The following is a 21277-nucleotide window of genomic DNA, read 5'->3' as shown; positions in this document are numbered from 1 at the left end:
CCGTTCTGCTGTGGGCGGCCGGGGCCGGACGGCCCACCGGGAATGGACTTTCGCGCCCTGGTGACCAAGGCGGTCGTGGGCGCACGGTGCCGGGTGACCCGTGAGGGCTGGCGCGCCGTACCCGGTCCGCGTCGAGGCGGTCCCGGACCCGCGCCCGTCCCGCTGGCTGTGGCTGGTGAAGTGTCGTGTCGCTGCTGTGGCTCGCGTTCGGCGTGCTGACCGTGTTCCTACGGCGAACCGGGCACCGACGCCTCCCCGCCGTTCACCCTCGCCGATGTGACGGAGATCGACTACCCGGAGCACCTGTCCGCGGGCTGGTGCTGGTGAAGTGGTCGCTGCCGGTACCCGAGTCCGATGTTCGACATCGCCGGTGGACGGGCGGGCGGGTGACCGCCGTTGGTGTGCGGCGCGATCCTCCCGGTCGCGGCGACGGGACTGGCGTCCGGGCCGCCGCGCTGCTGGCCGCGGACCGCGGCGAGCGAGACGCCGACGCTGCGCGGCTCGAACGGCGACGGGGCCGGCGTCCACCCCGGCAACCGCACCGTCGCCACGGCGGGGACCGCCGGCATCCGGACGGCGCGGCCGGTGGCGCGGTCGGTGCTCGGCACCGGGCTGGTGCTCCTGATCGCCGTCTCGGTGCACCGCGCGTCCCCGCGCCGCGCGTCCCCGCGCCGCTGGCAGTTCACATGGCGGAACGGCCTTGGAGCGCCCGCCGCGCTTCTAGTACCGTGTCCGGCAAGGCCGAGAGGCGCTGCAACGGACCCCGGTCCGCCACGCTCGGCCCCCGTGTATCCGCAACAAGGGCGCCTCCCATCACCACGGGAGGTTGCCGGTGGACACGACGGCCGCGCTGCGCGAGATCCTGAACAGCCGGGTGGCGGTGCTCGACGGCGCCTGGGGCACCATGCTGCAGGGCGCGGGCCTCACCCCGGCCGACTACCGCGGCGACCTGATACCCGCCGACCACCGCGAGGACGTCACGGGTGACCCGGACCTGCTCAACCTGACGCGCCCGGACCTCATCCTGGACGTGCACCGCCAGTACCTCACCGCGGGCGCGGACATCACCACCACCAACACGTTCACCGCGACGAGCATCGGCCAGTCCGACTACGGACTGGGCCACCTCGTCCGCGAGATGAACGTGCGCGGCGCCCAGCTGGCGCGGCAGGCCGCCGACGAGGCGGGCGGGAAGTTCGTCGCCGGGTCGATCGGTCCGCTCAACGTCACGCTGTCGCTGTCACCGCGGGTCGACGAGCCCGCCTACCGCGCGGTCACCTTCGACGAGGTCCGGGACGCCTACGCCGAGCAGATCGCCGCGCTCGCCGAGGGCCGCGTCGACCTGCTGCTCATCGAGACGATCTTCGACACCCTCAACGCGAAGGCCGCCATCGCCGCCGCGCGCGAGGTTGCCCCGCACCTGCCGCTGTGGATCTCGGTGACGATCGTCGACCTGTCCGGCCGCACCCTGTCCGGGCAGACCGTCGAGGCGTTCTGGAGCGCGGTCGAGCACGCGCACCCGCTCGTCGTCGGCGTCAACTGCTCGCTGGGCGCCGCCGAGATGCGCCCGCACGTCGAGCAGCTGGCCAAGCTCGCCGGCACCTACGTCGCCTGCCACCCCAACGCCGGCCTGCCCAACGCGTTCGGCGGCTACGACCAGACGCCGTCGGAAACCGCGCACATGCTCGCCGAGTTCGCCGGCGCCGGCATGGTCAACATCGTCGGCGGCTGCTGCGGCACCGGGCCCGGCCACATCGCCGCGATCGCCGAAGCGGTGTCCGGCGCCGCCCCGCGCCCGGTCCCGCCGCCGCGCACGCACACCCGGTTCAGCGGGCTCGAGCCGTTCGACCTCGGGCCGGACACCGGGTTCGTGATGATCGGCGAGCGCACCAACGTCACCGGCTCGGCGAAGTTCCGGCGCCTGGTCGAGGCCGGCGACTACCAGGCGGCCGTCGACGTCGCGCTGGACCAGGTCCGCGGCGGCGCCAACCTGCTCGACGTCAACATGGACGCCGACCTGCTCGACTCCGAGCGCGCCATGACGACGTTCCTGAACCTGATCGCCACCGAGCCCGAGGTCGCGCGCATCCCGATCATGATCGACAGCTCGCGGTGGAGTGTGCTGGAGGCCGGGCTCAAGTGCGTGCAGGGCAAGGGCGTGGTCAACTCGATCAGCCTCAAGGAGGGCGAGGAGCAGTTCCTGCGCCAGGCCCGCCGCATCCGCGACTACGGCGCCGGTGTCGTCGTGATGGCCTTCGACGAGAAGGGCCAGGCCGACACGTGCGAGCGCAAGGTCGAGATCTGCGGCCGCGCCTACGACCTGCTCACGCGTGAGGCCGGGTTCCCGCCCGAGGACATCGTCTTCGACCCCAACGTGCTCGCCGTCGCCACCGGCATCGCCGAGCACAACGGCTACGCCAAGGCGTTCATCGAGGCGCTGCCGCTGATCAAGCAGCGGTGCCCGGGCGCGCGCACCAGCGGCGGCATCTCGAACCTGTCGTTCTCCTTCCGCGGCAACGACGTGGTGCGTGAGGCGATGCACTCGGCGTTCCTGTTCCACGCCGTGCGGGCGGGGCTGGACATGGGCATCGTCAACGCCGGCCAGCTGGCCGTCTACGAGGACATCCCGGCCGAATTGCTCGAACTGGTCGAGGACGTGCTGTTCGACCGCCGCGCGGACGCCACCGACCGGCTGGTCGAGTTCGCCGAGACCGTCCGCGGTCAGGGCCGCAAGCGCGTGGTGGACCTTTCCTGGCGCGAGGCGCCGGTCGCCGAACGGCTGCGGCACGCTCTGGTGCACGGCATCGTCGACCACATCGAAGACGACACCGAGGAAGCCCGGCAGAGCTTCCCGCGACCGCTCGAGGTCATCGAGGGCCCGCTGATGGACGGCATGAAGACCGTCGGCGACCTGTTCGGCTCGGGCAAGATGTTCCTGCCGCAGGTGGTCAAGAGCGCGCGCGTGATGAAGCGCTCGGTGGCCTACCTGGAGCCGTTCATGGAGGCGGAGAAGGAGGAGGCGCGGCAGGCCGGCCGGGTGGAGGACGAGCGCGGCAACGGCAAGATCGTGCTGGCGACCGTGAAGGGCGACGTGCACGACATCGGCAAGAACATCGTCGGCGTCGTGCTGGGCTGCAACAACTACGAGGTGATCGACCTCGGTGTGATGGTGCCGGCGGCGAAGATCCTGGACACCGCGGTCGCCGAGAACGCCGACGCGATCGGGCTGTCCGGGCTGATCACCCCGTCGCTGGACGAGATGGTCACGGTCGCCACCGAGATGCAGCGGCGCGGCCTGAAGATCCCGCTGCTGATCGGCGGGGCGACCACGTCCCGCCAGCACACCGCGGTGCGGATCGCCCCGGCCTACGACCAGACGACGGTCCACGTGCTGGACGCGTCGCGGGTCGTCGGCGTCGTGTCGGACCTGCTGGACCCCGACCGGGCCGCCGCGCTGGACTCGGCCAACCGCGCCGAGCAGGAGCGGCTGCGGGAGCAGCACGCGAGCAAGCAGCGCCGCCCGATGCTCACCCTGGAGCGGGCGCGGGCCAACCCGGAGCGGGTGTCGTTCGACGACCTGCCGGTGCCGTCGTTCACCGGGGTGCGCACGGTGGAGCCGGGGCTGCCGGCGCTGCGGGCGATGATCGACTGGCAGTTCCTGTTCCTGGCGTGGGAGCTGAAGGGCAAGTACCCGGCGATCCTGGAGCAGCCGGTCGCGCGCGAGCTCTTCGACGACGCGAACACCTTGCTGGACGAGATCGTCGCGGACGGTTCGCTGCGGGCGCGCGGCGCGTACGGGTTCTGGCCGGCGCACCGCGAGGGCGACGACATCGTGCTCGACAACGGTGTGCGGTTCCCGATGCTGCGCCAGCAGACGTCCAAACCGGACGGTCGCGCCAACCGGTGCCTGGCGGACTACGTGGCGCCGGCCGGTGACCACCTGGGCGGGTTCGCGGTGACGGTGCACGGGGCCGAGGAGCTGGCGCGCCACTACGAGTCCCGGCACGACGACTACCGGGCGATCATGGTGAAGGCGCTGGCCGACCGGCTGGCCGAGGCGTTCGCCGAGTACATCCACCTCGAGGCCCGGCGGGAGTGGTTCGAGCCCGGCGCGCAGCCCGCGCTGGAGGACCTGCACGCGGAGCGCTTCCGGGGCATCCGGCCCGCGCTCGGCTACCCGGCGAGCCCGGACCACAGCCAGAAGCGCGAGCTGTTCGAGCTGCTCCAGGCGGAGTCGCTGGGGCTGGGCCTGACGGAATCGTTCGCGATGACCCCGGCGGCGAGCGTCAGCGGCCTGATCTTCGCCCACCCGGCATCGCGGTACTTCACCGTGGGCCGCCTGGGCCGCGACCAGGTGAGCGACTACGCCCGCAGGCGCGGCGTCGCCCAGGCGGAGATCGAGAAGTGGCTGCGCCCCAACCTGGACTACGACCCCGCGCCGTGATGGTCCGGGTGGACATCCACGTCGCGTGGAGCTCGGCGGGTGCGGGTGACAGGTTTTGTCACCCGGTCAGGTGGTAGTCCCGGCGCACGGCAGACTACTCACTCGACGGGGCGTGAGATGCATCTGGAATACGAACACGCGGCGGCCTCCGGGCTGCGCCGTTACGTCGGTGCCGTCGCCGAGGAGCTGGGCTGCAGCGGCGAGGCCTACTACGCCCACCTGGACCCGCCGCCGGCCTACGCCTACCTCGCGCTCGACGACCGGCTCCCCAGCCATCCCGGCCAGGACACCGCCCTGGTGTGGAACGAGCACGACGGCTGGGCGGTGGCCGTCGAGCCGGGCGTGGGTCACGAGCTGACGGTGGTGTGCCACCTGGGCGGCGAGCTGCTGCCGCGGCCGCCGGAGGTGGCGAAGTTCGTCGACGACGTCCTGGCCGGCCGGGCGGCCGGTGGTGCCCCGGTGGGCACCACCGACGGCGAGAAGGTGCGCCAGCACCTGGCCACCTACGCCATCCCGTACCAGGGCACCCCCACGCACCGGCCCGGGCGGCCCGTCGAGCAGGCCCGCCGCCGCCCGGCCCGCTGACGCGACCCGGCGCGGGATCGGCGGCACGGGCCCAGTCCGTGTCGCGCCGCGCCGCCGTGCCCGGACACGCCCCACCGACCCGGCCGGCTCCCCCTGAGCCGGGCATCCTCGGGACCCATTGCCTCCGACGGTGTAACTCGGGCAAACTTCCCCAATCGCACCACCTGGGGAGGAATCGTGGTCGCGCGCACCGGAGTCGTCGTCGTGGGGGCCGGGCCGGCCGGGCTGGCCGTGGCGAACGTCCTGCGGGACCGGGGAATCGCTTGTGCCGTGCTCGAGGAGCAGACCCGCGCGTTCATCGAAGCGCGCCCGCGCGCCGGGTTCATCGAGGAGTGGGCCGTCCGCGCCCTCGACGAACGCGGCCTGGCGGACCGGCTGCTCAGCACGGCGCCGAGCCAGGGGCGGTTCGAATTCCGCTTCGAGAACGGCCGCCACCCGTTCTCTTACCACGAGTGGGCCGGGCAGCGGCACTTCGTCTACCCGCAGCAGGAACTGGTCACCGACCTGGTCGCGCACTACGCAGGCAAGGGCGGCGACATCGAGTTCGGGGTGCGCGACGTCGCGCTGCACGACATCGACTCGCCCACGCCCGCCGTCACGTTCACCGCCGCCGACGGAACCGCCCGCCGCATCGACTGCGACTTCATCGCCGGCTGCGACGGCGCCCAGGGCGTCACCCGGCACCACGTCGCCGGCGACCTGCTGACCCACGACTACGGCATCGGCTGGCTCGCGCTGCTGGCGCAGGCCCCGCCCAGCGCCGACGGCGTCCTGTTCGGCATCCACCCGCGCGGGTTCGCCGCGCACATGGCCCGCACCGCGACCGTCACCCGCTTCTACCTGCAATGCCCGCCCGGCGACGCGGAGGACAACTGGCCGCACGAGCGCGTCTGGTCCGAGCTGCACCAGCGGCTGGGCGTGCCCGGCGGTCCGCTCATCGAGGGCGAGCTGATCGAGAAACGCGTGCTCGGCATGCACAACTACGTCGCGGAGCCGATGTCGCGCGGCCGCCTGTTCCTGGCCGGGGAGTCGGCGCATCTGGTCGCCCCGATCGCCGCGAAAGGGCTCAACCTCGCCCTGCACGACGCGTTCCACCTGGCCGAGGCGATCGAGGCGCACTACGGCGGCGACGGTGACCGGCTGGAGCGCTACTCCGGCACCTGCCTGGCCCGGGTGTGGCAGTACCAGGAGTTCTCGCAGTGGCTGTCGGACATCTTCCACAGCTCCACGCTCGACCCGCCGGCCGACCCGTTCCGCGCCCGGCTGGCCCAGGCCCGCCTGCGCCGCCTCCTCGGGTCCCCGGCCGCGGCCGCGTCGTTCGCCGAGATCTACATCGGCAAGGCCGCGGATTTCTAGGACGCACTGCGTTGATCCACCTCGCGTGGGAGGCTTCGCCGTAGCGGCTCACGGGTGACGAGGAGGGTCATGGCGGACACCGATGCCGATGCTGCCCTGATCGAGGCGGTCCGGGCGGGAGATCCGGTCGCCTACGACCACCTGTTCCGGCGGCACCTCCCGGCGGCGCGGCGGGTGGCCTCGATGATGTGGCGGGACCGCGCCGAGGTCGACGACCTGGTCGCCGAGTCGTTCCTGCGCGTGCTGGCCGCGATCCGCGACGGGTCCGGCCCGGCCGAGCGGTTCCGGCCCTACCTGCTCGTGACGCTGCGCAACCTGGCGATGGACTGGGCGCGGCGCCGGGAGCGGTGCGATCCCGCTGCGCTGGCCCGTGAGGAGGGCACGTCCGGGGTCGAGGAGATCGTGGTGGACCGGCTGACCGGTGAGGTCGCGATCTCGGCGTTCCGGTCGCTGCCGCCGCGCTGGCGGTACGTCCTGTGGCACACCGAGATGCTCGGCACCGGGCCCGGGAAGCTGGCCGCCGAGCTCGACATGACCGCCAACGGGGTGGCGGCGCTGGCGGCGCGGGCCCGGGAGGGGCTGCGGCAGGCGTTCCTGCAGGAACACGTGCCCGCTGCCCGCGGGGAGGACTGCCGCACGGTGCGGCGCCGGCTGGGGGCGTGGACGCGCGGCAAGGTGACCGCGCGGCAGCGCCGCACCGTCGCGACGCACCTGGACGGGTGCCCGGGGTGCCGCCGCGTGGCGACGGTGCTGGACCACATCAATGGCGGCCTGCCGGCGCTCGCGCTGCTGCCCCTGCTGGGACGCCTCCTGGCCGGCACCGGCGCGACCGCGCCCGGCGGCGCCGCCGTGGCGGCCGGCAGCGGGGCGGTGGTCGGGGGCGGCGCTGTGGCTGCTGGTAGTGGTGCGACCGCGGCTGGGAGCGGCATGGTGACCGCTGGCGGCGGTGCGGTGGTGGCGGCCGGGGGCGGCGCTGTGACTGCGTGCAGTGGTGCGACCGCGGCTGGGAGCGGCATGGTGACCGCTGGCGGCGGTGCGACGGTGATTGGCAGTGGCGCGACGGCGGCCGGCGGCAGCGTCGCAGCAGCTGGCGGTGGTGCAACGGCTGCTGGGAGCGGCGCTGTGACCGGTGGGGGCGCTGTGGCTGCTGGTACTGGTGCGACCGCGGCTGGGAGCGGTGCGTCGGTGGCTGGCAGTGGCGCCGGCGGCAGCGCCGCAGCAGCTGGGAGCGGCGCGACGGTGATGGGCAGTGGCGTGACGGCGGCCGGCGGCGGTGCGACCGCGGTCGGCAGCGGGGTCCCGGCGGGAACTGGCGCGACCGGCGCCGGTGCGGCGGTGGGGAGTGGCGCAACAGCGGCGGGGAGCGCGGCAACGGCGGCCACCGGTGGCGTGATGGCGGCCGGTGGGGGTGCTTCCGTCGCCGGGAGTGCTGCGATGGTGCTCACGAAGGTCGCGGCCGCGGTCACGCTGGCCGCGGTGGCCACCGTCGCCGGGCCGGTGTCGCTGCCGGCCCCGCAACGGGACGTGCCCGTGACGGCGGCCGAGGGGCCGAGGGGGCAGGTCGAGCCGGCCGAGTTCGTCGTGCCCGTTCGTCCGCCTTCCGTCCGGCCCGGGAACGACAATCCCGGCCAGGAGGCCACGGCGAAGGCCCCGAAGCCACCCAAACCAGCGCAGCCAGCCAAACCGCCCCGGGCGGCGAAACCACCTCAGGCCGCGCAGCCGCTCCAGGCAGCGAAACCGCCCCAGTTCGCGAGTCCACCCCTGGCGAAGAACCCACCCCAGCCGCCCATTCCGCAGGCGGCGAAACCGCCGCAGGCGAACCCGGCCAAGGGTGCCCAGCAGAAGTAACCTGCCGCTGCTCAGGGGGCCTCGCCGGTCCGCGGTGATCGCGAGGGCCCCCGCGATGACCGGCGGGTCCTCGGACCACCTCTGGGGCGGTCCGCTCGACATGACGCTGCGGCCGGGGGCAGCAGCGGATGCCGCGGAAGCGCGCCGGCTCCAGACCGGCCCGCAGCCGCGGCCCAGCTGCGGGCAGCCACGCCGGGCAGCCGCGGCACAGCTCCGGCCAGGCACGCCGGGGTAGCTGCGGCACAGCTCCGGCCAGGCAGGCCGGGGTAGCTGCGGCACAGCTCCGGGCAACCTCGCCGGGCAGGCACGTCGGGCGGCTGCGGCATAGCTCGGGACAGCCAGGCCGGGCAGCCACGCCGGGGTAGCCGCGGCACCGCTCCGGGCAGCTACGCCGAGCAGGCACGCGGGCTCAGTCGAGCCAGCGCACCGGGTCCGCCAGAACCGCCGCCAACTCGCGGTACGCGGCTCCCGTCGCGCCGGGGGCGGGGATGTTCTTCGCCGCGTGGATGGCCGGCGGGGTCCACCGCGCGGACAGCACGCGCTCGCGCAGCCCGCTCTCCAGCTCCGGCCGCAGCAGGTCCGCGACCTGCCCCAGGTGCCCGCCGAGCACCACGGTCGGGATGTCGAGCACGTTGATCACCCCGGCCAGCGCCACCGCCAGTGCCCGCGCGGCCGCCGTCACCGCCCCGCGCGCCCGCTCGTCGCCGTTCGCGGCCAGCTCCGCCAGGTGCGCCGGCGTCGAGGCGGGGGTCAGCCCGGCGGCGGCGAGCAGCGCGTCCCGGCCGGCGTAGGTCTCCAGGCAGCCGGTCGACCCGCACCGGCACCGCGGCCCGGCCGGGTCCACGCACACGTGCCCGATCTCGCCGGCCCACCCGTGCCGCCCGGCCATCACCTCGCCACCGACGACGGCCGCCCCGCCGATACCGATCTCCCCCGACAGGTACACGAAATCGGGGAACGGGCCCGGCCGCCCCGGCGCCACCTCGGCGACCGTGCGCGCCGCGAGGTTCGCCTCGTTGCCCACCCGCAGCGGCAACCCGGCCACCGCGGCCGCATCCAGCAGCTCCGCCGGGCGCAGACCGGACCAGCCCAGGTTCGGCGCGCGCAACAGGGTCCCCGTGGCGGCCGCGACGATCCCGGGCAGCGCGAGGCCCGCCCCGACCAGCCGCAGCTCCCTGGGCAACCCGCCGAGCACCCGCGCCGACAACGCGCCCAGCCGCGCAAGCGTCGTCACCGGATCGCTGCCGACGAGATCGGCGTGCTCCAGCGACTCGGCGATCACCCGGCCGCGCAGGTCGACCACCCGCACCGCCAGGAACCCGGCGTTGACCTGCAGTCCCGCCGCCGCCAGCCGGGTTCCGGGCACCAGGGGAGTGGCCGGACGGCCGCGCCTGCCGCCGCCGTCCGGCTCGATCTCGCCCAGCACACCGCCCGCGACCAGCTCGTCGGCCAGCCGCGTCGCGGTGGCGCGGGTCATCGACGTCGCCGAAGCCACGTCCGCCCGGGACAGCGGTCGTGCCGACGCGCACACCGTGCGGGCCACCAGCGCCAGGTTGCTCGCCCGCAGGCTGGACTGGCGCGCCCCGGTCGGCTGATCGAGAGCGGTCACGGCGGCGATCCTCGCATCCACTCGCACTGTTCAGTGGTTGAACAAAATCAGCCGATGAGGTGCTCGAGCGCGAGCTGCTGCAGCTGGACGAACCCGTAGTCGCGCTGCGCGGCCTTCTCCGGGTCGAAACCGTTGTCGGCGGCGAGGAAGTCCGCGACCGACTCGCCCGCGCCCAGCGTCGGCTCGGCCAGCTCGAGGACGCCGGCGCGGTCCCACGCCTCCCGCACCCGGGGGTCGGCCCGGAACGCCTTCGCCTTCTCCGCGAGCATCAGGTACGTCGCCATGCACGCCCGCGCGGAGTCCCAGATCCCGTCCATGTACTCGGTGCGCGAGGGCTTGTAGTCGAAGTGCCGCGGGCCGGTGTAGCGCGGCGCGTCCGGGTAGCCGGGGAAGCCGTTCTCCAGCAGGTCGACGGTGAAGAACGCGGAGATCAGGTCGCCGTGCCCGAACACCAGGTCCTGGTCGTACTTGAGACCGCGCTGGCCGTTGAGGTCGATGTGGAACAGCTTGCCGCTCCACAGCGCCTGCCCGAGCGCGTGCGTGTAGTTGAGGTTGGCCATCTGCTCGTGGCCGGTCTCGGGGTTGAGGCCGACGATGTCGCCGTGCTCCAGCTGCGCGATCAGCGCCAGCGCGTGGCCGACCGTGGGCAGGAAGATGTCGCCGCGCGGCTCGTTCGGCTTGGGCTCCAGGCCGATCTTGAGGCCGTAGCCCTGCGACTTGATGTAGCCGGCGACGGTGTCCAGGCCCTCCTTGTAGCGCTCGAAGGCGGCGTAGACGTCCTTCGATCCGTCGTACTCGGCACCTTCGCGGCCGCCCCACATCACGAACGTGCTCGCGCCCATTTCGGCGGCGATGTCCACGGCCTGCAGCACCTTGCGCAGCCCGAACCGGCGCACGCCGCGGTCGTTGGAGGTCAGGCCGCCGTCCTTGAACACCGGGTGGCTGAAGGTGTTGGTGGTGACCATCTCGATCACCAGGCCGGCCTTGTCGGCGGCGTCCTTGAGCCGGCCGGTCAGCCGCTTCTTGGTGGCCAGGTCGGCGTCGAAGGGGAAGACGTCGTTGTCGTGGAAGGTGATGCCCCACGCGCCCAGCTCGGCGAGCTTGTCGGAGTACTCCCACGGGTCCAGCGCCGGACGGCTCGGCCCGCCGAAGGGGTCCGTGCCGGTCCAGCCCACGGTCCACAGGCCGAACGAGAACCTGTCCTCAGGGGTCGGTTGGCGCACCATCGCAGCTCCTCCGCGTTTTGTTTTGCGGAGTAACTTATTAGCGGCGGTGGGAACAGTCAAGGGGGCGGGCGGCTCGCGCCACCCGCCCCCTCCGTGCGTGCTGGGTGTCAGTCCTCCGTGGGCAGCCGCTCGCCCGTCTCCGGGTGGAAGGCGTGCACCTCGTCGCCGTCGCCGACCGCGATCTGGACCGTCTCGCCCAGCTGCGGCGGGCGGCGGCCGTCGGCGCGGACCACGAACCGCTCGACGCGGTCGCCGATCTTCACGCCGCCGTGGATGTAGGCGTCGGCGCCCAGCTCCTCGACCAGCTCGACGGTCAGCTTCGCCGCCGGCTCACCCGCACCGGCCAGGCGCAGCGACTCCGGGCGCAGGCCCAGCGTCACCGACTCGACACCGGCCTGCCGCGCGGCGGCGAGCGTCGCGCGGGGGAGCGGCACGGTCAGCCCGTCGAGCTGGGCGCCCTCCGGGGTGAGGGCAACGGTCTTGAGGTTCATCGCGGGCGAGCCGATGAACCCGGCCACGAACGCGTTGCGCGGACGCTCGTAGAGGTTGCGCGGGGTGTCGCACTGCTGGAGCTTGCCGTCCTTGAGCACCGCGACCCGGTGGCCCATCGTCATGGCCTCGACCTGGTCGTGGGTGACGTAGATCGTGGTGGTGCCCAGGCGCTTCTGCAGCGCGGCGATGTTGGCGCGGGTCTCCACGCGCAGCTTCGCGTCCAGGTTGGACAGTGGCTCGTCCATCAGGAACACGGCGGGCTCCCGCACGATGGCGCGGCCCATCGCGACCCGCTGACGCTGACCGCCGGAGAGCGCTTTCGGCTTGCGGTCCAGGTACGGGGTCAGGTCGAGCAGGGCAGCGGCCTCGCGCACGCGCTCGGCGATCTTGGCCTTCGACACGCGCTTGAGCTTGAGCGCGAAGCCCATGTTCTCGGCGACCGTCATGTGCGGGTAGAGCGCGTAGGACTGGAACACCATCGCGATGTCGCGGTCCTTGGGCGGGGTGGCGGTGACGTCCTTGCCGTCGATGAAGATCGCGCCCTCGTCGACGTCCTCCAGGCCGGCCAGCATGCGCAGCGCGGTCGACTTGCCCGAGCCCGACGGGCCCACCAGCACGAGGAACTCGCCGTCGGCGATGTCGAGATCGAGGCTGTCCACGGCCCGGACCGGCGGGTTGCCGGGGTAGAGCCGCGACGCCTGCCGGTAGCTGACCTCAGCCATGAGACCGCCCTTTCGTCACGTCGTCGTCCCCGCCTGTCTATCCCCGCCGGACGGGACCTCGCCATAATTGGTCAATTCACTAAACTGACGAATGTGGAAGCGATGGGTGCGCAGGCGATGCGGCGGCACAACGTCGCGCTGGTCATGGAGCTGGTCGCGCGGGACGCGCCGGTGTCGCGGGTCGAGCTGGCGCGGCGGACCGGGTTGACGAAGGCGACGGTGTCGAGCCTGGTGGCCGAGCTGACCGCGGCGGAGCTCGTGCGGGACCTGGGGCCGGAGCCGGGGCACGCGCCGGGACGACCGGCGGGGCGGCTGGTGCTCGACCCCTACGGGCCGGTCGCGCTGGGGCTGCAGTTCGCCGCCGGGCACATCGCGGGGGTGATCCTCGACCTGTCCGGCCGGCCGGTGGCCCGGCAGTTGCGGCGGTTCGACGTGGCCGGGGCCGCGCCCGGGGACGGGGTGCGGGCGGCGCGGCCGGTGCTGCGGCGGCTGTTCGACGAGGCGACCACGGCCGGCCGGCTGGTGGCGGGGGTGGGGGTTGCGGTCGGCGGCACGGTGTCCGGCGGGGTGGCGTCGGCGTTGCCGCTGAACTGGCGGGACGTCGACGTGCGGGCGCTGGTCGCGGGGGAACTGCGGGCACTGGACCTGCACGGGCTGGACGTGCTGGTCTCCGGGGAGGTGGCGTGCGCGGCGCTGGCGGAGTACCAGGCCGGGGCGGCGCGGGACTGGTGGTACCTGGGCGGCGAGGAGGTGATCGGGCTGGCGCCGCTCAACCCGGCGGCCTCGCTGCCCGGCGAGCTGGGGCACGTGCCGGTGCGGCGCCGGGGCGAGCCGTGCGCGTGCGGCGGACGGGGTTGCCTGGAGCTGTACGCGGGCCGCGCGGCGATGGCCGCGGCCGCCGGTGTGCCGGACGACGGCGGTTCGCGGCTGCTGGGCGCCGAGGAGCCGGTGGCCGCCCGGGCGCGCACCGGGGACCCGGCGGCGCTGCGGGCGGTGGAGCGGGCGGCCGAGGCGCTGGCCGGCGCCTTGGTGCCGGTGCGCGCACTGCTGGCGCCGGACACGATCGTGCTCGGCGGCCGGCTCGTCGCCTACGGTGCGGAGTTCCGGAACCGGGTGGTGGAGCGCCTGGCGCCGGGTGTCACGCTGCGGCCCACGAAGCTCGGCCCGGACGCGGCGCTGCGCGGCGCGGCGGGGAGCGTGATCGCGCGGGTGATCGCGGACCCGCTCGCCTGGATCGAGGGCTAGCCGTCGGGCGCGCCCGGGCAGTTCGGCGCCGCGCTGTCGGACGCGAACAACTCCGGCTTCCCCTCGCGAATCCGCTCGATGTCGGCGAACACCTCGCGCAGGTGGGCCCGCATCGTCGAGCGCGCCAGCGCCACGTCGCCCCCGGTCACCGCCCGCAGGATCGCCACGTGTTGCCCCGCGAACACCGCGGGCGAGTTCGCTTCGGACAGACCCAGCCGCCGGGCCCGGTCGAGGTGCCCCTTCGCCGAGACGACCGTGGGCCAGGCGTTTCCGTGCCCGCTGAGCGTCAGCAGCCCGCGGTGGAACTCCTCGTCGAGCGCGAAGAACTCCTCCAGGTCGATCTCCGGCTCCCGCTGCCGTGCCAGGTTCGCCTCCAGCTCGCGCACCACGCCCGCGTCCAGCTCCGGCGGCAGGTCCTCCAGTGCCGCGAGCTCGACCGCCTCCCGCAGGAACTGCGCGTCGGCCACCCGCTGGATGTCCACCCGCGACACGAACGAGCCCACCTGCGGGAGCACCTGCACCAGGCCCTCCTCGGCGAGCAGGATCAGGCTCTCCCGCACCGGAGTGCGGCTCACGCCCAGCGCCGCGGCCAGCTCGTTCTCCGACAACGCCGCGCCCGGCCTCAGCTGAAGCGTCAGCACCTGCCGCCGCAGGGTCTCGTGGACGACCCGTCGGTTGCTCCGCCCTCGTTCGCGCACTACACCGACACTAGCCGACACCTGCTGCCCCACCAGCTGACACGCTCGCCGACGGGGCGCCGGACCAGTCGGACGCCCCGGCGTCGTCCACTTCGGACCTAATGCCTTCCACCGGGGCACACCAGGCCGTCGACACCGCCTTGGGCGCGAGCTTGCCCTGGCGGCCGCAGCGGCGGTGCGCCCAGATCAGGACGAGCCGGGCGGAACCGGTGTCCGGGACAGCCCTGAGGCCGTAGGGTCGAGGCGTGATCGTGATCCTGGTGCCCGGGTTCTGGCTCGGCGCGTCCTCGTGGCGCGACGTCGAGCCGGTGCTGACCGCGGCCGGCCACACCGTGCGTGCCCTGACCCTGCCCGGCCTCGAGTCCGCCAGCGCGGACCGGACCGGCATCGGCGTGCGCGAGCACATCGCCGCCGTGGTGGCGGCCGTCGACGCCGAGCGCGAGCCCGTGGCGCTCGTCGGGCATTCCGGCGGCGGGCCGATCGCCTACGCCGCCGTCGACGCGCGGCCGGACCGGGTGGCGCGGATCGTGTTCGTCGACGCCGGCCCCCTGGTCAGCGGCGCGTCGGTCAACGACGCGTTGCCCGCGGTGGGCGGTGACGCGCCGTTGCCGGACTGGTCGTTCTTCGAGGAGGCGGACCTGACCGGCCTGACCGCCGAGCTGCGGGAGCGGATGCGCGCCGAGGCGGTGCCGGAGCCCGCCGCGGTGACGCGCGAGCCGATCGAGCTGTCCGACGAGCGACGGCGCGCGGTGCCGGCCACCGTGATCTGCTCGGCCATGCCGGCCGCGCAGGTCCGCGACCTGATCGCCGCCGGTCACCCGTACGTGCGGGAACTGGCCGCGATGCGCGACGTCGACCTGGTCGACCTGCCCACCGGGCACTGGCCCCAGTTCACCCGGCCCGCGGACCTGGGCGCCGCGATCGTGGCGGCGCTGCGTTCCTGACTATCCGATGTGGATGGTGGGCTGGTGGTGGACGGGGAAGTTCACCGAGTTCGCGATGAAGCACAGTTCGTGGGCCTGGTGGTGCAGGTCGGCGGCCCGCCCGGCCATGCCCTCCTCGGACACGGTGACCTCGGGGTTGAGCGTCGCCTCGGTGAAGTGGCCGCCGCCGCCCGGGGTTTCGGCCATGCGGCCGGTGGCGTTGTCGCGGTAGGCGGTCACGGTGATGCCGTGGCGCGCGCACAGCGCCAGGTAGGTCAGCAGGTGGCATTGGGACAGCGAGGCGAGCAGCAGCTCTTCCGGGTTCCACCGCGCCGGGTCGCCGAGGAAGGCCGGGTCCGCGGTCGCCGCGATCGGCGGCTTGCCCTCGGCGGTGACGTCGTGGGCGCGGTCGTAGCCGCGGTAGCCGTCGCCGGTGGTGCCGCTCCAGGCGACGGTCACCCGGTAGCCGTGTTCCTTGCCCATCATTCTCCTTCGTGCAGGGTGGACAGGGTGTGCCGGACGTGGGCGCGGGCCAGGTCCGCGGCCGTGGTGCCGTCGCCGGCGCGGATGGCGGCGAGGAGGCGGCGGTGCTCGTCGTCGACCTGCCCGGTGCGGCCGGTGGCGGTCAGCGAATCCCGGGTGGACACCACGATCCGGTCCCACACCCGGTCGAGGAAGCCCAGCGCCAGCTCGTTGCCGGCGAGGACCGCGATGTGCCGGTGGAACTCGCGGTTGTGCCGCACGCCGGCGGGCAGGTCGCCGGCGCGGGTGGCCCGGTCGGCGTCGTCGGCGTGCCGTTCCAGCCGGGTGAGCGCGGCCGGGGCGATCTCACCGGCCTGCTGGCGTTGCGCGCAGAGGTCGGCGGTGAGCGCTTCCAGCGAGGCGCGCACGAGGTAGGCCTCGCGCAGGGCGGCGCGGCCCAGCCGCACCACGGTGACCCCGCGCTGCCCGCTTTCGACGAGCCCGTCGCTTTCCAGCTGCCGCAGTGCTTCCCGCACCGGCGTGCGGCTCACGTCGAGCCGCTGGGACAGGCCGACCTCGGTGAGCCGCTGTCCGGGCGGGAAGGCGCCGCCGACGATCAGCTCGCGCACCCGGTCGTACGTCGTCCTCACGACATGCACTGTATACACTGCATGCAGAACCTGTCGAGACTAGGCTCACGACCGTGCCCGCAGACGTTCCCACGATCCTCGCGACCTCCGGCGGTATCCGTGCCTCGGCACGGCTGGACTGGGAGGTCGGCGCCCTGACCCGGCACGCCGTCGAGCTCGCCGGGGTCACCGGGCGGGCGCCGCGCGTGTGCTTCCTCGGCACCGCGTGCGGCGACGACCACCGCCTGACCGCCACGTTCTACGACAACGCGTGGCGGGAGGGCTGGGCCGGCAGCCACCTCGCGGTGCTGCCCATGCCGAACGTGCCCGACCCGCGCGAGCACTTGTTGTCCCAGGACGTGATCTGGGTGTGGGGCGGCAGCGTCGCCGGGCTGCTGGCCCTGTGGCGCCTGCACGGCCTGGACACCGTGATGCGCGAGGCGTGGCAGGCGGGCGTGGTGCTCACCGGCGTGTCGGCGGGGTCGATCTGCTGGCACGCGGGCGGCACCACCGACTCCTTCGGCCCCGAGCTGCGGCCGGTCACCGATGGTCTGGGCCTGCTCCCGTGGTCCAACGGGGTGCACTACGACAGCGAACCCGCGCGACGGCCGCTGTTCCAGTCGCTGATCGCGGACGGCACGCTGCCGCCGGGGTACGCCACCGACGACGGCGCGGGTCTGCTCTACCGCGGCACCGAGATGGCCGAGGCGCTCGCCGAGCGCGACCGGGCCGGCGCTTACCACGTGCGCCGCGGCCCGGACGGAACCGCGGTCGAGGAGCGGCTCGAGGTCCGCCGTCTTCGCTGAACCGGGCGCTGTCCCGGGCGAGCCGCGTAACGGCGCGCCCTTCGCGGCGATGATCCCGTTGCGACGACAGGGGGACCGGATGCGACTGGGCAGGCGGGAGATCGCCGGGTTGGTGGTCGTCGCGGCGGCGGCCGCGACGGTGATCGCCGGCGGGGTCCACCTGGCCGGCACGGGGCGGGACGCGCCAGCGTCGTCCCCGCAGGGGACGCGGTTGACGCATCCGATCCTCCGCGCGCCGGACAGCGAGTACCCCCGGTTCGCGATGAAGAGCACGCTCGACCCGCGCACCGCCGCCCGGCTCTCCGGCGACCCGGTGATCATGCTGGCACCCGGCGTGTACGCCGAGGCGGAGGCCGGCCGGCCGATCGGCACTCCGTCGGATTACCGCGACTACGTCGGCGAGTGCGCCGCCGTCTCCCGGTACGCGCAGGAGCATCCCGGCCGGACGGTGGCGTGTTGGTGACCGCCGCCGGGACGCGCGACCGGCGGGTGGTGCGGCGGACCGGCCGCGCCGTTCAGCGCACGTCCCGCCAGAGCTCCCGTTCCGGGCCGTCGGCACCGGTGGTGTCCGTCCACTCCGGACCAATCCGCTGCACCACCGGCGCGCCCGGCGCGTACCGGGGCCAGCCCGGGTCGCCGTCGCGGGCGAAGGCGACCCACGCGGCGTGCACCTTCCGCGCCAGCTCCCGGGTGGGCTCGTCGGCGGAGACGCCGAGCACCCCGAAGTCGACCCGGCCGAGCAGGTCGAACACGAACGGCAGCTCGAGCCCGTGGCAGGCGCCGAGCCGTCCGCCGAAGGCGGGGGAGCGCCAGGTGAACTCGTAGCGCCAGGTGCCCGCGGAGTGCGTGGCGTGCGCGTCGGCCAGACGGGCGGTGGGGACGGCGAACAGGTAGTCGGTGCCGATCGCCGAGTACAGCTCGCCGGGGTCGTCCAGACCGCGTGCGGTGCGGTAGGCGCCGATGAGCCCGTCCGGATCCGGGTGCAGCGCCGAGACCGCGGCGCGCAGCGCGGGTCCGGTGACCGGTGGCGCGGGCAGGGCGACGAGGTAGAGGTTCATCTCGTCGCTGTTGCTGCCCACGAGCAGGTCGATCTCGTCCGCCGCGCCGGCCCGCACGGCGTCGACGGGCTGTTCGGCGAGCAGGTCGCCGTCGAGCACCGGGCCGAGTTTGCTCAGGCCCATCAACGGATCCCGCTGCCCCGCCACGGACAGGTCCACCGGTTCGGCGGCGAGCCGCCCCAGCACGTCGACGAACCGGTCGTCGGCGATGCCGGCGAAGCCGTCCACGGTGGCCGGGACGCCCAGGTGCCGGGCGACCGCCGTGGTGACGACCTCGGCCTGGGCGGGGGTCAGCGCGTGGGAGGCGCCGCCGCTCTGGCTGATCGCGCGCCGGAACAGTCCCGCCGGCGCCGCGGCGAGCAGTGCGCCGACGCTGAGCGCACCGGCGGACTCGCCGAAGACGGTGACGTTGCCGGGATCGCCGCCGAAGGCCGCGATGTGCTCCTGGACCCACCGCAGGGCCGCGATCTGGTCGCGCAGCCCGCGGTTGTCCGGGGCTCCGGGCAGGCTCAGGAACCCGGGCACCCCGAGACGGTAGTTGACGGTCACCAGCACGATCCCGTCCTCGGCGAAGCGGGTCCCGTCGTAGCCCGGCGCGCTGCCCGCGCCGCCGACGAACGCGCCGCCGTGGAGGAACACCATGACCGGAAGCCCGCCGGCGCCGGGGTCGGGTGTCCAGACGTCGAGGTTCAGGTAGTCGGCGCCGCGCACCCATCCCGGGCCGAGGATCGGGGTCAGGTCGGGCACGCCGGGCCGGGCGGTGCCGCCCTGCGGTGCGGTCGGGCCGGGTTCGCGGGCGTCGAACTCGCCCGTCCACAGCGCCGGTTCCGGTGCACCGAAGCGGTTCCGGCCGACCGGGCCCGCCGCGTAGGGGACGCCCCGGAACACCGCGACGCCGTCCTCGGTGCGGCCCCGGGCCGAGTAGGGTCCGAATCGGACGACCGGGTCGTGGGTCACAGATCCTCGTCGTGGCACGCTCCCACTGTGCCCGGCTCGCGGGCGGCGCGCTCCGCGATGGCCCGATGGGGTGCCGGCACCCGGTGGTGTCGTGGTCGAACAGGGTTTCACGTGCGGCGCGGCGAACCGGCACCGCGCGCACCATCCCGGACGTCGCGGCGGCGCTGCGGGAGGTCAGCGCAACCGGGCCGGCAGGTGTTCGAAGCCACGCAGGATGCGGGTGTCGCGGCGCGTCGCGCCGGGGAGCAGGCGCAGCTCCGGGTGGCGCTCGAACAGCGTCCGCAGCCCCACCTCGCCCTCCATGCGTGCCAGTGCGGCGCCCAGGCAGTAGTGCCGCCCGGCCGAGAACGAGATGTGCTCGCGGGCGTTCGCGCGCCGCACGTCGAACCGTGAGGGCTCGGCGAACACCGCGGGGTCCCGGTTGGCGCCGGCCAGGATCGTGGTCACCACCGCGCCCTCGCGCACCCGGACCCCGCCCACCTCGGTGTCGCGCAGGCAGGTCCGCCCGGTCAGCAGCACCGGCGGGTCGACGCGGAGGATCTCGTCGACGGCGTTGGGCCACAGTGACGGGTCCTCGCGCAGCGCGGCGAGCTGGTCCGGGTGGTCGTGCAGCAGGGTGATCCCGTTGCCGAGCAGGTTCACCGTCGTCTCGAACCCGGCGGCCAGCACCAGCCCGGCGGTCGCCCGCAACTCCAGGTCGGTGAGCCCGACACCGTCCTCGCGGGCCGCGACCAGCTGGCTGAGCAGGTTGTCGCCGGGGTGGGCGCGCAGGTGGTCCAGGTGCCGGGCGAGCCACGCGTCGAACGCGGCCAGCGCCGACTCGACCTCCCGGAACCGCCGCCACGGCAGGCCCAGGTCGAGGCTCGGCGCGGCCGCCGTGCCCAGCTCCAGCACGCGCTGCCGCTGTTCCGGTGGCACGCCGAGGATCTCGGCGATCACGGTGACCGGCAGCAGCGCGCAGTAGGTCGCGACGAGGTCGACCGGGCGGGACGGGTCGAGCCGGTCGAGGAGGTCCCGCGCGATCTGCTCGGTGCGCTCGCGCAGGTTCTCCACCGCACGCACGGTGAACACGCGCGTGACGAGCTTGCGGTACCGCGTGTGGTCCGGCGGCTCGGTCGCCAGCAGCGACGGCGGCGCGATCGGGTGCAGCACGTCGGTGGCCGACCACTCGGACAGCCGCGCCAGCACGCCGTCGGCGGCCGCGCCCACCCCCGCCCGGAAGTCGTTGCTGGTGAGCACTTCCCGCACCGCCGCGTGGCTGGTCGTCACGTAGGCGAAGGAGCCCTTGTACAGCGGGCCGTGGGCGCGGATCTCGTCGAACAGCCCGGTCAGCGCGGCGGTGGGGGAGACCGCGGCCTGGGCCACCAGCCGGGCCTGCAGGTCACCGCGGCGGGCGGCGGCGCGCAGCGCGGTGCGCGGCAGCGCGTGCCCGATGCCCCACCGCACGATGGGTTTCACGCCGTCCTGGACGAGCACGCCACCACCTCCGTCGTGGTACTGCCGGGTACCACGCACGGTAGAGGGGAGCGGATCAGCGGTCAAGCGGCCCGCCGGCTGGGTAAGGTGGAGGGCTGTGATCGACACCGGCACCGGCTTCCGCGACCGGCTCCTGCAGGGCATGGCCGGGGCCCTGCGCGAGCGGGACTACCACGAGGTGACGATCGCCGATGTCGTCAACCACGCGCGCACCTCGAAGCGCACGTTCTACGAGCAGTTCGCCAGCAAGCAGGAGTGCTTCGTGGCGCTGCTGCGCGAAACGAACGCGCGCATGGTGCGGGACATCGCGGCCGCCGTGACGCGCGAGGCGCCGTGGCAGGTGCAGGCGCGGCAGGCGGTCGAGGCCCTGATCGCGTCGATGGAGAGCGACCCGGCACTGTGCCTGAGCTGGTTGCGGGCGGCCCCCTCGCTGGGCGAGGCCGGGCGTGCCCTGTCGCGCGAGACGATGGACTCCTTCGTCGCGTTGATGCGCACCCTGGCCGACACGCCCGAGCTGAAGGCCGCTGGAGTGACGCCACCCTCGCGCGAAGTGGCGATCACCCTGTTCGGCGGCCTGCGCGAGCTGATCGCGATCACGCTCGAGGAGGGCGGCGACCTGTCCGGGATCGCCGGGGTCGCGACCGAGGTCGTGATGCTGGTGCTCGGACCCCGGCCGCGCTGACCGGTCCGCGGCCGCAGCGCGGTCACCCACTTCGCGACCCGGCGGGCCTTGCCAGGCTT

At 74.1% G+C, this 21277-nt stretch carries 18 protein-coding genes and 1 riboswitch; of the genes, 9 read left to right on the top strand and 9 right to left on the bottom strand.

All coding sequences use genetic code 11. The annotated features are described in order from the left end of the window. Positions 1 to 290: 290 nt before the first annotated feature. Entirely contained in the window at positions 291 to 608 is a 318-nt protein-coding gene (locus FB470_RS30030) for a hypothetical protein (RefSeq protein WP_306996894.1), read from the bottom strand. A gap of 129 nt (positions 609 to 737) precedes the next feature. After that, a riboswitch (S-adenosyl-L-homocysteine riboswitch) is annotated at positions 738 to 816 on the top strand. Positions 817 to 832: 16 nt separating this feature from the next. On the opposite strand from FB470_RS30030, the gene metH reads away from it, so the two are divergent. The 4 genes from metH (at position 833) to FB470_RS30010 (ending at position 8233) form a co-directional block, all read left to right on the top strand. After that, positions 833 to 4444, top strand: a complete 3612-nt coding sequence (metH, locus tag FB470_RS30025; RefSeq protein ID WP_306996893.1) for a methionine synthase — start codon at positions 833 to 835, stop codon at positions 4442 to 4444. Positions 4445 to 4561: 117 nt separating this feature from the next. Next, positions 4562 to 5029 carry a DUF6292 family protein gene (locus FB470_RS30020; protein WP_306996890.1) on the top strand — a complete coding sequence of 156 codons (468 nt, stop codon included), beginning with the start codon at positions 4562 to 4564 and terminating at the stop codon, positions 5027 to 5029. A 177-nt stretch (positions 5030 to 5206) separates the two neighbouring features. After that, entirely contained in the window at positions 5207 to 6385 is a 1179-nt protein-coding gene (locus FB470_RS30015) for a 4-hydroxybenzoate 3-monooxygenase (protein WP_306996888.1), read from the top strand. A gap of 69 nt (positions 6386 to 6454) precedes the next feature. Next, a complete protein-coding gene (locus FB470_RS30010; protein WP_306996886.1) occupies positions 6455 to 8233 on the top strand; it encodes a sigma-70 family RNA polymerase sigma factor in 1779 nt (592 codons plus the stop codon). 409 nt (positions 8234 to 8642) lie between these two features. On the opposite strand, the gene FB470_RS30005 is transcribed toward FB470_RS30010, so the two are convergent. The 3 genes from FB470_RS30005 to FB470_RS29995 all read right to left on the bottom strand — a co-directional run bounded on the left by FB470_RS30005 (position 8643) and on the right by FB470_RS29995 (position 12282). Continuing rightward, on the bottom strand, positions 8643 to 9842 hold the full coding sequence (locus FB470_RS30005) for an ROK family protein (protein ID WP_306996884.1): 1200 nt from the start codon (positions 9840 to 9842) through the stop codon (positions 8643 to 8645). Positions 9843 to 9889: 47 nt separating this feature from the next. After that, positions 9890 to 11068 carry a xylose isomerase gene (xylA, locus tag FB470_RS30000; RefSeq protein WP_306996882.1) on the bottom strand — a complete coding sequence of 393 codons (1179 nt, stop codon included), beginning with the start codon at positions 11066 to 11068 and terminating at the stop codon, positions 9890 to 9892. Between the two features lie 107 nt (positions 11069 to 11175). After that, positions 11176 to 12282 carry an ABC transporter ATP-binding protein gene (locus tag FB470_RS29995; protein ID WP_306996880.1) on the bottom strand — a complete coding sequence of 369 codons (1107 nt, stop codon included), beginning with the start codon at positions 12280 to 12282 and terminating at the stop codon, positions 11176 to 11178. 102 nt (positions 12283 to 12384) lie between these two features. Between FB470_RS29995 and FB470_RS29990 the strand changes: the two genes are divergently transcribed. Next, positions 12385 to 13527 (top strand): ROK family transcriptional regulator, encoded by a 1143-nt coding sequence (locus FB470_RS29990; protein ID WP_306999556.1) that lies wholly within the window; start codon positions 12385 to 12387, stop codon positions 13525 to 13527. Here FB470_RS29990 and FB470_RS29985 read toward each other — a convergent pair. Next, positions 13524 to 14225, bottom strand: a complete 702-nt coding sequence (locus tag FB470_RS29985) for a GntR family transcriptional regulator (RefSeq protein WP_306996878.1) — start codon at positions 14223 to 14225, stop codon at positions 13524 to 13526. The genes FB470_RS29990 and FB470_RS29985 overlap by 4 nt on opposite strands. Positions 14226 to 14470: 245 nt before the next feature. Here FB470_RS29985 and FB470_RS29980 point away from each other — a divergent pair, with 245 nt between their 5' ends. Continuing rightward, on the top strand, positions 14471 to 15169 hold the full coding sequence (locus FB470_RS29980; protein WP_306996876.1) for an alpha/beta fold hydrolase: 699 nt from the start codon (positions 14471 to 14473) through the stop codon (positions 15167 to 15169). On the opposite strand, the gene FB470_RS29975 is transcribed toward FB470_RS29980, so the two are convergent. Both FB470_RS29975 and FB470_RS29970 read right to left on the bottom strand, forming a co-directional pair. Next, entirely contained in the window at positions 15170 to 15631 is a 462-nt protein-coding gene (locus FB470_RS29975) for an OsmC family protein (RefSeq protein WP_306996874.1), read from the bottom strand. It abuts the gene before it with no gap. Then, positions 15631 to 16260: a GntR family transcriptional regulator gene (locus FB470_RS29970; RefSeq protein ID WP_306996872.1), complete on the bottom strand. Its 630-nt coding sequence runs from the start codon at positions 16258 to 16260 to the stop codon at positions 15631 to 15633. The genes FB470_RS29975 and FB470_RS29970 overlap by 1 nt, the downstream gene beginning before the upstream one ends. Before the next feature lie 53 nt (positions 16261 to 16313). Here FB470_RS29970 and FB470_RS29965 point away from each other — a divergent pair, with 53 nt between their 5' ends. Beyond that, complete coding sequence (locus FB470_RS29965) at positions 16314 to 17045, top strand: Type 1 glutamine amidotransferase-like domain-containing protein (protein ID WP_306996870.1); 732 nt, start codon at positions 16314 to 16316, stop codon at positions 17043 to 17045. 79 nt (positions 17046 to 17124) lie between these two features. Beyond that, the gene (locus FB470_RS29960) at positions 17125 to 17508 is read left to right on the top strand and encodes a hypothetical protein (RefSeq protein WP_306996869.1); all 384 of its coding nucleotides are present in this window, start codon (positions 17125 to 17127) and stop codon (positions 17506 to 17508) included. 52 nt (positions 17509 to 17560) lie between these two features. On the opposite strand, the gene FB470_RS29955 is transcribed toward FB470_RS29960, so the two are convergent. Next, complete coding sequence (locus tag FB470_RS29955) at positions 17561 to 19060, bottom strand: carboxylesterase/lipase family protein (protein WP_306996866.1); 1500 nt, start codon at positions 19058 to 19060, stop codon at positions 17561 to 17563. A gap of 174 nt (positions 19061 to 19234) precedes the next feature. Next, positions 19235 to 20536, bottom strand: a complete 1302-nt coding sequence (locus FB470_RS29950; RefSeq protein ID WP_306996865.1) for a cytochrome P450 — start codon at positions 20534 to 20536, stop codon at positions 19235 to 19237. 142 nt (positions 20537 to 20678) lie between these two features. On the opposite strand from FB470_RS29950, the gene FB470_RS29945 reads away from it, so the two are divergent. After that, positions 20679 to 21218 carry a TetR/AcrR family transcriptional regulator gene (locus FB470_RS29945; protein ID WP_370876710.1) on the top strand — a complete coding sequence of 180 codons (540 nt, stop codon included), beginning with the start codon at positions 20679 to 20681 and terminating at the stop codon, positions 21216 to 21218. The last annotated feature ends 59 nt before the right edge of the window (positions 21219 to 21277 follow it).

It is taken from the genome of Amycolatopsis thermophila (assembly GCF_030814215.1).
In the GTDB taxonomy this organism is placed as follows: Bacteria; Actinomycetota; Actinomycetes; order Mycobacteriales; family Pseudonocardiaceae; genus Amycolatopsis_E; species Amycolatopsis_E thermophila.
The sequence above is the reverse complement of the archived record's forward strand: the minus strand, read 5'-3'. Positions and strand labels throughout refer to the sequence as shown.

What these genes read in the sequence shown, in the direction of transcription:
- FB470_RS30020 (WP_306996890.1), top strand. Translation starts at nt 4,562, where the DNA reads ATGCATCTGGAATACGAACACGCGGCGGCCTCCGGGCTGCGCCGTTAC.
- FB470_RS30010 (WP_306996886.1), top strand. Translation starts at nt 6,455, where the DNA reads ATGGCGGACACCGATGCCGATGCTGCCCTGATCGAGGCGGTCCGGGCG.
- xylA (WP_306996882.1), bottom strand. Translation starts at nt 11,068, where the DNA reads ATGGTGCGCCAACCGACCCCTGAGGACAGGTTCTCGTTCGGCCTGTGG.
- FB470_RS29995 (WP_306996880.1), bottom strand. Translation starts at nt 12,282, where the DNA reads ATGGCTGAGGTCAGCTACCGGCAGGCGTCGCGGCTCTACCCCGGCAAC.
- FB470_RS29990 (WP_306999556.1), top strand. Translation starts at nt 12,385, where the DNA reads ATGGGTGCGCAGGCGATGCGGCGGCACAACGTCGCGCTGGTCATGGAG.
- FB470_RS29975 (WP_306996874.1), bottom strand. Translation starts at nt 15,631, where the DNA reads ATGGGCAAGGAACACGGCTACCGGGTGACCGTCGCCTGGAGCGGCACC.
- FB470_RS29960 (WP_306996869.1), top strand. Translation starts at nt 17,125, where the DNA reads ATGCGACTGGGCAGGCGGGAGATCGCCGGGTTGGTGGTCGTCGCGGCG.
- FB470_RS29945 (WP_370876710.1), top strand. Translation starts at nt 20,679, where the DNA reads ATGGCCGGGGCCCTGCGCGAGCGGGACTACCACGAGGTGACGATCGCC.